The sequence below is a fragment of the Mycobacterium sp. genome, assembly GCF_035603715.1.
GTDB lineage: Bacteria > Actinomycetota > Actinomycetes > Mycobacteriales > Mycobacteriaceae > Mycobacterium.
Genome location: NZ_DATNJW010000268.1, coordinates 1 through 9,953 on the forward strand (window position 1 = coordinate 1; position 9,953 = coordinate 9,953).

Consider the following 9,953-nt stretch of genomic DNA (forward strand, 5'->3'; position numbering starts at 1 on the left):
CCTGGGCACTTATGCGACCAACCCGGCCAACGGCGAGCAGGTGCCGGTCTTCATCGCCGACTACGTGCTGGCCGGATACGGCACCGGAGCGATCATGGCCGTGCCCGGCCACGACCAGCGCGACTGGGAGTTCGCCCACGAGTTCGGCCTGCCGGTCGTCGAAGTGATTGCCGGTGGCGACATTTCGCAAGCGGCGTACACCGGCGACGGCGTCCTGGTGAACTCGGATTACCTCAACGGGTTCAACGTCGCGGCCGCCAAGGAGGCCATCACCGCACGGCTGGAATCCGAAGGCCGCGGTAAGGCGCGCATCGAATACAAGCTGCGCGACTGGCTTTTCGCACGGCAACGGTATTGGGGTGAGCCGTTTCCGATCGTCTATGACAGCGACGAACGCGCCCACGCGCTGGATGACGCCGCGCTGCCGGTGGAGTTGCCGGACGTCCCGGATTATTCGCCAGTGCTGTTCGACCCCGACGACGCCGACAGCGAGCCGTCGCCGCCACTGGCCAAAGCCACCGATTGGGTGCACGTCGAGCTGGACCTCGGCGACGGCCTGAAGCCCTACACCCGCGACACCAACGTCATGCCGCAATGGGCGGCCAGCTCGTGGTACGAGCTGCGTTACACCGACCCGCACAACGCAGAACGCTTCTGCGGCAAGGAGAATGAGGCCTACTGGATGGGCCCCCGGCCCGCCGAGCACGGGCCGGGTGATCCCGGCGGCGTCGACCTCTACGTCGGCGGCGCCGAGCATGCCGTGCTGCACCTGCTGTATTGCCGGTTCTGGCACAAGGTGCTTTACGACCTCGGCCACGTCAGCTCGCGCGAGCCCTACCGCAGGTTGGTCAACCAGGGCTACATTCAGGCGTTCGCTTACACCGACGCCCGTGGGTCCTATGTGACGGCCGCCGATGTCGTTGAGCGCGATGGCAAGTTCTACTACCCGGGTGTCGACGGGGAGATCGAGGTCTTCCAGGAATTCGGCAAAATCGGTAAGAGCCTGAAGAATTCGGTGTCACCGGACGAGATGTGCGATGACTACGGCGCCGACACCTTGCGGGTGTACGAGATGTCAATGGGCCCGCTGGAGGCGTCACGCCCGTGGGCCACCAAGGATGTCGTCGGCGCGCATCGGTTCCTGCAGCGGGTGTGGCGGCTGGTGGTCGATGAGCAGTCCGGCGAGACTCGGGTGACCGAGGACGCGGATCTCGACACCGACACGCTGCGGCTGCTGCACCGCACCATCGCCGGAGTCTCCGAAGACTATGCGGCACTGCGTAACAACACCGCGGCGGCCAAGCTGATCGAGTACACCAACCACCTGACCAAGCAACACCGCGACTCGGTTCCGCGGGCCGCGGCCGAGCCGTTGGTGCTGATGCTGGCGCCGCTGGCTCCGCACCTGGCCGAGGAGTTGTGGGAGCGGCTGGGCCATCCGGCATCGCTGGCACACGGCCCGTTCCCGGTGGCCGATCCCGACTACCTGGTCGACGACAGCGTGGAATACCCCGTCCAGGTCAACGGCAAGGTGCGCGGCCGGATCACGGTGCCGGCCAGTGCCGACGCCGATGCGGTGGAGACCGCAGCGCTGGCTGACGAGAAGGTGCAGGCGTTCCTGGCCGGCGCGACACCGAAGAAGGTGATCGTGGTCGCCGGGAAGATGGTCAACCTCGTGGTCTGAGTATGACCTCGTGCAGATGCCCGTCAGCCGGGGTCGCGATCGCGTAGGCGACCGCCGCGGCAACGGTGTCCGCACGCAGGAGCCGATCGGCGTCGTACTCGCCGTCCTCGAACGACACCAACTCGCGCTGCATGTCGGTGTCGGTTCGGCCGGGATAGACGGTGGTGACCCGTAGCGTCGGCTCGCTCAAGCGCAGTGAATCGGCGAGCGCCCGCAGCGCGAACTTGCTGGCCGAATACGACGCCATGTTTTCCGACGCCGTGCGACCCGACCCCGAGTTGATGAACACCACCTGTCCCTGCGCACGCCGCAGAGCCGGCAGCAGAGCCAGCGTAACCGCAACGGCACCAACGACATTGACGTCGAAAGTGGTCCGCCACTGATCGACGGTGGACTCAGCGACCCGCCCCGGCAGCGACACCCCGGCGTTGTGCACCAGCACGTCAAGCTCGTTGATGGCGGCGGTCGCGTCCGCAATCGCGTCGGTATCGGTCACGTCCAGCGGCAGCGCAGTGGCGCCCAACCGATCAGCGGTGGCTTCTAGCGCGGGTGACGGTCGTCCGGCTAACAGCAGGGTGTGGGTGGGCGCCAGGGCATCGGCGATAGCGGCGCCGATCCCGCGACTGGCGCCGGTGATGAGCGCGGTCCGCATGCTTGCCAGCTTAGGCGGCTATGCGCAGCAAGGAATTACGACGTCTGGTCGCCGTTGGTGTGGGCGGTCGCCGCGCTGCCCACCGGCTCGCTGCCCGCCAACCGCTCGAGCGGTGCAAGCGCTTTGGTGAGGGTTTCCCGGTCGGGCTCGCTGAGTTGGCTCAGCAGCGTGGCCAGCGCGTGAATCCGGTTGGTCAGCGACTCACGGTGAACGGCCAGGCCGCGCGGGGTGATGTCGACAAGCACGGCGCGCAGGTCTGAGGGGTCGCGCGAGCGCTTCACCAGGCCGATCTTCTCCAGGCGGCGGATCGCCACCGTCGTGGTGGGCGTGCGGACGCGTTCGTGGGCGGCCAGGTCGGTCATCCGGATCGGGCCCCGGTCGAGCAGTGTGACCAGGATCGACAGTTGGGCCAGCGTGAGGTCGCTGGCCGCCGCCGCACCGGCGCTCGGATCGCCACGGCGCAGAATCGAGAACAACTTGGAAAGCGTACGGTGAAGCCCCTCCGCCAGCTCGGTGAGCTCGGGCACGGTGGCTTCGGTTTCCGCCATAGTTCGACAGTCTAACCTGTCTGCAGTTAAGCGGCCTATATTTCGTTTTTGCATCTCACAGGACCTGCGACAAGAAGCGCTGCAGGCGCTCGGTGGTTGCCGCCTCGAAAATCTGCGCGGGCGGCCCGGTTTCCACCACCTGGCCGTGATCCATGAAGACGACGGCGTCGGATGTGGACTTCGCAAAACCCATTTCGTGCGTGACTACCACCATTGTCATGCCCTCGGAGCCCAGGTCCGCGATCAGCGCCAGGATTCCTTTGACCAGTTCGGGATCCAGCGCCGAGGTCGCCTCGTCGAACAGCATCACCTGAGGTGACATGGCGAGCGCGCGGGCGATCGCCACCCTTTGCTGTTGGCCGCCCGACACGGCGCCGGGGCGGCAATCGGCCTTGTGCTTCATGCCAACCCGGTCCAGTTGCGCCAGCCCCAACTCGCGAGCCGCGTCGCCGGAGAGGCGTTTGAGCTTGCGCGGCGCCAACATCACGTTGTCCAGGACGCTCAGATGCGGGAAAAGGTTAAAATGTTGAAACACCATGCCAATCCGCTGCCGCACCGCATCGGGATCGTCCCTCAGAACCGACTGACCGTCGAGCAAGATGTCGCCGCCGTCGGGTTCGTGCAATCGATTCAGCGCCCGCAGCAGGGTCGACTTTCCAGAGCCCGACGGGCCGATCACCGCCACCGTGTTGCCGGCCGGCACGTTGATGTCCACACCGCGCAGCACTTTGTTGCTGCCGAAGGACAGCTGAATCCCATTGCCCGCCAACGATACTGATTCTGTCACGTCATCTCCTGACTGCTTGGCACTGCCAGCGGATCTGCCGGTGCTCCAACTGCGGCCCGGCCGTGCCGAAGCCGGTTGTCGATGAAGTTGACCAGGTGGGTCAGCGGGATGGTCAGGATCAGGTAGAACACCCCGGCCGCGACCAGTGGCGAGAGGCTGCCGGTCTGTGCGTTGAGGTCACGGCCGACCTGGAATAGTTCGCGTTGGCCGGCGATCAGCCCGAGGAAGTACACCAGCGCGGAGGCTTTCAGCAGCGCGATGAACTGGTTTACAAGGGCGGGCAGTACCCGGCGGATGCCCTGCGGGATCACCACCATGCGCATCGCGGTGTTGTAGCTCAGCCCGAGTGCGCGAGAGGCGTCCAGCTGCCCGGGTTCGACGCTCTGGATGCCGGATCGAAAGATCTCACCCACATACGCGGCGGCCGTCAGGCCCAGGGCGGCGATGCCCAGCGGATACGGATTGTTGTTCGTCAGTCCGCCCACGATCGGCCCGATGCCGAGCCCGATCACCAGAATGATCACCACTTCGGGCAGGCCGCGGAAGATGTCGGTGTAGATCCGCGCCGGCCAGCGCAGCCAGCGGGTCCGCGAGACGCCCGCCACCGCGAGGCCCATACCGACCACCAGGCCGATCACACTGGAGCTGATGGTCAAGATCAGCGTGTTGGGTAGGCCCGTCGTCACCATCGCCGGGATGGCCTGCTCGTACAGATCCCAGTCGAAGAACTGATCCCGCAGCTGGGTCAGGGTGGATTTCGGTCCTGCGGTCCCGCCTGGCTCGTCGCGGTGGTTGCGTTCGGCGATCGCCGCGAAGTCGGGCAGGTGCGGCGTCGGCGCCGCTTTCGATCCCGGCTTCCAGCCTTGCGGCAAGGGCCGCGGAACCCAGTCGGTGTACAGCTGTGACCAGGAGCCGTCGGCGATGACGGCGTCCAAGCCGGCGTTCAGCGCATCGATCAGCGGCTGGTTGTCTTTCGCGACCGGGAACGCGATGAAACTGCCCGGACTGTAGGTGTACGCAGCGACGGTGGCCGGGTCGCCGGGCCGCATCACTTTGGCCGCCTCCATCGCCGGCGCCACCCACGCCTCGATCTGATGGTTCTTCAGGCAGCTGTACAGGGTGGTGAAGTCGGGGAATTTCACCGGCTGCGCGTGCACGGTATCGACGACATAGGCCTCTTCGACGGTGCCCTGAATGACGCCGATCCGCTGCCCGGGTGCCAGTTTCTCGAAGCTGTCGAGCGGCGAGCCGGTTGGCACGATCAGCGACAGGTAACCGAAGTCGTAGCCGTTGGTGAATCCGACTGTGCGACGGCGGGCTTCGGTGGCGACGATCGACGATGAGGCGACGTCGAAACGTCCCGTCGCCACTTGGGCGAGCAGACCGGCGAATTCGGTGCCGGCAATGACGACGTTCAGGCCCAGCTTCGCCGCGATTGCGCGCAGCAATTCGTTGTCATAGCCGGTAAAGCGCCCCATGGCGTCCAGGCAGCTGGTCGGTGGACCTCCTGGCTGAGTTCCGACGGTCAGGGTCCGCGGCGTGCGCAAACCGAGCGCGTCGATGTTCACCGAGCTCAACGGCTCGACGTCGGCGGTCGTGTAGTCGCGTTCCATGGGCCGCCTGGCGTTTTCCAGCTTTTTGGGCAGGGCCATCGCGCCCTCTTTGCCCGACGGCTTACACATGTGATTGTCAGCCGCCGCCGGGGCCATCGGAGCCAAGCTGTAGATCAGCAGGAGGGTGGCCAGTAGCGCGCCCAGTTTCGATGCGCTGACCCTCATGCCCGATCACGCCATTTGCATAGCGCCTCGGCGTCGCTCAGGTCGTAGTCCGGGCCGTTGACCCCGACGGTCAGCAGCGTCACGCCGAGCGCCACCAACCCTTCCGCATCGGCGATCAGATTCTCGACGTTGACGCCGGCCGAGCGTTCGATGGTGTCGGGATCGCGGCCCACCGCCTGGCAATGCTCGTCGAGCACTTCGGCAGCCTGCGGATAACTGTCGACGGTGGTGAACCCGTGCCAGATGTCGCCGTGTTCGGCGACCAGTCGCAGCGTCTTCTTCGGGCCCTTGCCGCCGATCAGCAGCGGGATGTCGCGGGTGGGCGCCGGGTTCAGCTTGGCCAGCCGGGACTTGATCCGGGGCAGCGCGCCGGCAAGGTCGTCGAGGCGGCTGCCGACCGTGCCGAACTCATAGCCGTACTCGTCGTAATCCTTTTCCTTCCAGCCGGACCCGATGCCGAGGATCAGCCGACCGTCCGAGATGTGGTCGACGGTGCGGGCCATGTCGGCCAGCAGCTCCGGGTTGCGATAGGAGTTACAGGTCACCAGCGCGCCGATCTGGATTCGCGAGGTCTGCTCGGCCCAGGCGCCGAGCATGGTCCAGCATTCGAAATGCGCGCCCTTGGGATCCCCGTAGAGCGGGAAGAAGTGGTCCCAGTTGAAAGCGACGTCGACGCCGATGTCTTCACATCGGCGCAGGGCGTCGCGCAGGTTTCGGTATTTCGGGGAATGCTGGGGCTGCAGCTGAACCCCGATGCGGATCGGCCGCTCGGGAGAAGTCATGCCTTCTACCGTAGGGCGCGGTGCTACCCGAGATAAGCTCGACAACCAACCTCCTTCCGGTAGGAGCTGCATATGTCCAGCACGGCTGCCGACAGTATCGCCGGCGTTAACCTTCCCGACACCGAGCTGGTGACGGCGATCACCGCGCACATCCGGGCTGCCGAAGACGACCTGCTGTTCAACCACTCCCGCCGGGTGTTCTTCTTCGGGGTGTTGCAGGGTCGCCGCCGCGGATTGCGGCCGGACCTGGAGCTTCTCTACGCCGGGGCGATGTTCCACGACATCGGGCTCACCGAGCGGTACCGCAACTCGACGCTGCGCTTCGAGGTCGACGGGGCCAATGCCGCGCGTGACTTTCTGCTCGAACACGGAGTCGACGAGGCCGACGCCGACAAAGTCTGGCTGGGTATCGCCCTGCACACCACGCCCGGCGTGCCCGAATTCCGGTCGCCCGAAACAGCTTTGGTGACTGCGGGTGTCGAGACCGATGTGCTCGGCATCGGCCGCGACGATCTGGCGCCGGAGGATCGCGACGCGGTTGTCGCCGCACACCCTCGACCCGATTTCAAGAGGGAAATCCTGGCGGCGTTCAACGAGGGCATGAAGCGCCGTCCCCAAACCACTTTCGGGACTTGCAACGCCGATGTCCTGGAGCGTTTCGACCCCACGTTCGCCCGCGACAACTTCGTCGACAACATTCTGGGCAACACCTGGCCCGAATAAGGACCGCGGCGGAGCTAGCCCGCCAGCACGCCGCGCAGGATCTCGATCAACGCCCGAGGCTGGTCGCTTTGCACTGAGTGACCCGAGTTCTCCACGATCTGAATTCCCTGGAATTGCTGTGCACGCCTGGCCAGTTCGTCAGCGTCCTCGTCGGTGACGAAAGGCGATGTCCCGCCGCGCACCAGCCTGACCGGCACCGACAGGCCGGCGAAGTCGTCCCACAAGCTGTCGAAATCGGGAATCTTTCGGATGCTGTCGTAACGCCAGGTCCAGGTCCCGTCGTCCAGGCGGTGAGAGTTGTGAAAGACGCCGCGCCGCAATGATTTCCGGTCGCGGTGCGGCGCAGCTGCGGTGGTGACCTCCAGGATCGCATCGAAGCTCGGGAAATTGCGCTCACCGGCCACCAGCGCGACCGTGCCCTGCTCGTCGGTGGTCATCTCCGCGTAGCGGCGCAACGCCGACGGGGTGACGTCGACCAGCACGAGTTCGCGTACCAGCTGGGGCGCGATGGCGCCCAGCCCGATGGCGGTCAGCCCACCTAGTGACATGCCGACGATCAGCTCGGCAACCGGGGCGAGGTCCTCGATAACCGGCTTGATCGCGGCGGCATTGTTCTGCGGCGAGTAGTCGCCGTCCTCGCGCCACGCGGAGTGCCCATGGCCGGGCAGGTCGACCGCCAGCGCGGGCACTCCGAGCCCTACGATCACGGTGTCCCAGGTGTGTGCGTTCTGTCCGCCGCCGTGCAAGAACACCACCCGCGGCGAAAGGTCGCCCCACTGCAACCCGCTGATGCCGCCGGACTCGACGCGCCGCACGGCGGGCGCCGGACCGGTGACGCCGGCCTGCTCGGCGTTCTCGGCCAGCAGCCCGAACTCGGACAGAGTCAGCAGGTCGTCGTCAGAGATGTCGCTCACAAGTTGTGACCCTAGAGGACGTAGCGACGACGGATGGCGCGGAATCGATCCCACATCGCGGCGGCTCGTTCGGACTCGGTGACCATCGTGGTGTCCGCGGGCAGGGCGCTGAGGAGGTCGTCATGGCTGACCACGCGGGTGGTGAGCACGGCGGGTTGGCCCTCGAGCATGTGGCGGTAGGTCAGGTTGCCGCGTTCGAATCCCTGGGTGTCCAACCAGTTGCGCACGCCGGGATCACGGTGCGCCATAACCAGCCGGATGCGGCCGTCGGTGTCGACTGCGGTGCGGCTCGGTGTGTAGCTCACCGGTCGGTACAGGTAGTCCATGCTGTTGAAGAACACGCCCATGTTGGTCAGCATCCACAGCCCGTCGTGAGCGTCGAACTCGACGATGAGCGCCTCGTCGGCGTCGAGCTCCCAGTACATGTTGGCCGCGGCCCGGCCGCGCTTGGCGTCGGCACCGGTGGCCTCGACGTGCGGAAAGGTGTTCGGCCGATCGGCGTCGACACCGCCGTAGCTGAACGGGAACTCCGGCCAATCCGACATGAGGCCGATGACGAAGTCGCCGGCCCAATTCATCGCCTCGACCATCACCTCGGCCGAGGGCAGCGGCTTGGGCGTCGACATGTCCATTCGCTCGATCCGGATCTGCGCGGGCAGCTCGTCCCAGCGGTCAAAACCCTGTCGGATGAACAGCTTTCGCGACCCCCCGGTGGTGGGCAGCCAGTTGGGACCACGCTGCGGACCGCCGATGTACAGCTCGAAGATCCCGTCGTCGCCGATGCTGAGCTGATCGCCGACGATGTTGGCTTCCGGTGTGTCACCGAACGGCTCGTGCAGTACGCCAGGGCCGGGGGTGCGCGGGCCCTGCACGGTGATGTTGAAAAATCGCGCGGTGCCGCGGCTGCCGGTCACGCGATATGTCGAATGCCCGTCGATCCAGGCTTGCTGGTAGGTGAAGTCGGCGCAGTCGCCACCGAGCTTGCGGGTCGGGCCGCAGAACGTGTGCAGTGCGGGATAGCCGGTGTCGCGAGTCTCCAACGCCAAATCGAAGGCCTGGCTGAGGTTTTGGGTGAGGAACCGGAACGCGTCGACGCGCTGCGCACCGGAGTGGGCGTTGGCGTCCTTGAACGCCCGCTCACCCGCGTTGCGGAGCTGTTCGCAGAACGCCGTCCATGCCGCCTGCAGCGCGGCGTCGTCGGGTCCGTCGCCGTAGGCCATCGTCAGGCCCCCAACTTCGTGAGCATCGCCCCGACGACATCACAGGCGCGCCGGGCCGATTCGAGCCGGCCTTCCTTCTCGATCCGCGGGCCGATCAGCTCGAGGTCGAAGCCGTGGGCGTAGCCGCCGGCCAGCGCCTGGGCGATGAACCCTTCGATCGGGATGGTGCCGTCGCCTGGAACGGCGCGCCCCGGCAGCGACCGGTCGCCGAGCACGTAGTCGCTGAGCTGAATCAGCCGGGTGCGCGGCAGGGCGGCTTTCAGCGACTCCTCGATCTCGCCCTCGGCCCAGCAGTGAAACAGGTCGATGCACAGGTCCAGCCCGCTCATCTCGGCCAGCGCTATGGTGTCGCGCAACGTGTGCGCGATGTGCAGGTCCGCGTACAGGCTCGACGCGTTCTCGATCGCCAGCGCCACTCCGGCCCGCCGCGCGTGTTCCGCGCAGGGGCCGACGGCATCGCAGAACCGTTGCGCCGCTTGCTCCCACGTGAGACGGCCGCGACCGCCGGTGAGCATGTACACGGTGCCGGCCCCGACGTCCGCCGCGGCGTCGATCACCTGCAGCAGTGCGGCCGGGTCGAACAGATGGTAAACGGCCTCAATCGTATAGCCGTTGCGCCTCAACAGTTGTGAGATGTCCAGCAGTTGGCTGTCCAGGATGCTCAACCGGCTGACGCCCAGGTCGGCCCAGTGCTTCTCCAACTCGGAGAGCGGGTCGCCGTAGAAGGTGACGTTGTGCACGGAAAGCCGCTCGTGCGTCACGTCAGCTCCGGTTCTCGATCTCGACGCCGAATCGCTCACGGAACGGCCGGAATTCGTCGTGCAGGGCGTCGAGGTTCTCGCCGATGTCGACGAGCAACTGCGTC

At 66.2% G+C, this 9,953-nt stretch carries 10 protein-coding genes; 2 read left to right on the forward strand and 8 right to left on the reverse strand.

Annotated elements, in window-relative coordinates; genetic code table 11:
- Positions 1-1,684, forward strand: a 1,684-nt coding sequence (locus VN856_RS11350) for a class I tRNA ligase family protein (RefSeq protein WP_325688998.1), incomplete at its 5' end; no start/stop codon positions are given.
- On the opposite strand, the gene VN856_RS11355 is transcribed toward VN856_RS11350, so the two are convergent.
- Genes VN856_RS11355 through VN856_RS11375 form a run of 5 tightly spaced genes read right to left on the reverse strand, consistent with a single transcriptional unit; the run spans position 1,668 to position 6,231 of the window.
- Positions 1,668-2,336, reverse strand: coding sequence for an SDR family oxidoreductase (locus VN856_RS11355; protein ID WP_325689000.1), 669 nt, complete (start codon positions 2,334-2,336; stop codon positions 1,668-1,670). The genes VN856_RS11350 and VN856_RS11355 overlap by 17 nt on opposite strands.
- 35 nt (positions 2,337-2,371) lie before the next feature.
- On the reverse strand, positions 2,372-2,884 hold the full coding sequence (locus tag VN856_RS11360; RefSeq protein WP_325689002.1) for a MarR family transcriptional regulator: 513 nt from the start codon (positions 2,882-2,884) through the stop codon (positions 2,372-2,374).
- A 55-nt stretch (positions 2,885-2,939) separates the two neighbouring features.
- The gene (locus tag VN856_RS11365; RefSeq protein ID WP_325689004.1) at positions 2,940-3,671 is read right to left on the reverse strand and encodes an amino acid ABC transporter ATP-binding protein; all 732 of its coding nucleotides are present in this window, start codon (positions 3,669-3,671) and stop codon (positions 2,940-2,942) included.
- Entirely contained in the window at positions 3,668-5,449 is a 1,782-nt protein-coding gene (locus VN856_RS11370; protein WP_325689006.1) for an ABC transporter substrate-binding protein/permease, read from the reverse strand. Before VN856_RS11370 ends, VN856_RS11365 begins: the two co-directional genes overlap by 4 nt.
- Entirely contained in the window at positions 5,446-6,231 is a 786-nt protein-coding gene (locus tag VN856_RS11375; protein ID WP_325689008.1) for an LLM class F420-dependent oxidoreductase, read from the reverse strand. Before VN856_RS11375 ends, VN856_RS11370 begins: the two co-directional genes overlap by 4 nt.
- A gap of 72 nt (positions 6,232-6,303) precedes the next feature.
- Here VN856_RS11375 and VN856_RS11380 point away from each other — a divergent pair, with 72 nt between their 5' ends.
- On the forward strand, positions 6,304-6,954 hold the full coding sequence (locus VN856_RS11380) for an HD domain-containing protein (RefSeq protein ID WP_325689010.1): 651 nt from the start codon (positions 6,304-6,306) through the stop codon (positions 6,952-6,954).
- A 14-nt stretch (positions 6,955-6,968) separates the two neighbouring features.
- Here VN856_RS11380 and VN856_RS11385 read toward each other — a convergent pair whose 3' ends face one another.
- The 3 genes from VN856_RS11385 to VN856_RS11395 are packed head-to-tail and all read right to left on the reverse strand — an operon-like array spanning position 6,969 to position 9,849.
- Positions 6,969-7,868, reverse strand: coding sequence for an alpha/beta hydrolase (locus VN856_RS11385; RefSeq protein ID WP_325689012.1), 900 nt, complete (start codon positions 7,866-7,868; stop codon positions 6,969-6,971).
- An 11-nt stretch (positions 7,869-7,879) separates the two neighbouring features.
- Positions 7,880-9,088 (reverse strand): hypothetical protein, encoded by a 1,209-nt coding sequence (locus VN856_RS11390; RefSeq protein WP_325689014.1) that lies wholly within the window; start codon positions 9,086-9,088, stop codon positions 7,880-7,882.
- A 2-nt stretch (positions 9,089-9,090) separates the two neighbouring features.
- The gene (locus VN856_RS11395; RefSeq protein WP_325689016.1) at positions 9,091-9,849 is read right to left on the reverse strand and encodes a sugar phosphate isomerase/epimerase family protein; all 759 of its coding nucleotides are present in this window, start codon (positions 9,847-9,849) and stop codon (positions 9,091-9,093) included.
- Positions 9,850-9,953: the final 104 nt, after the last annotated feature.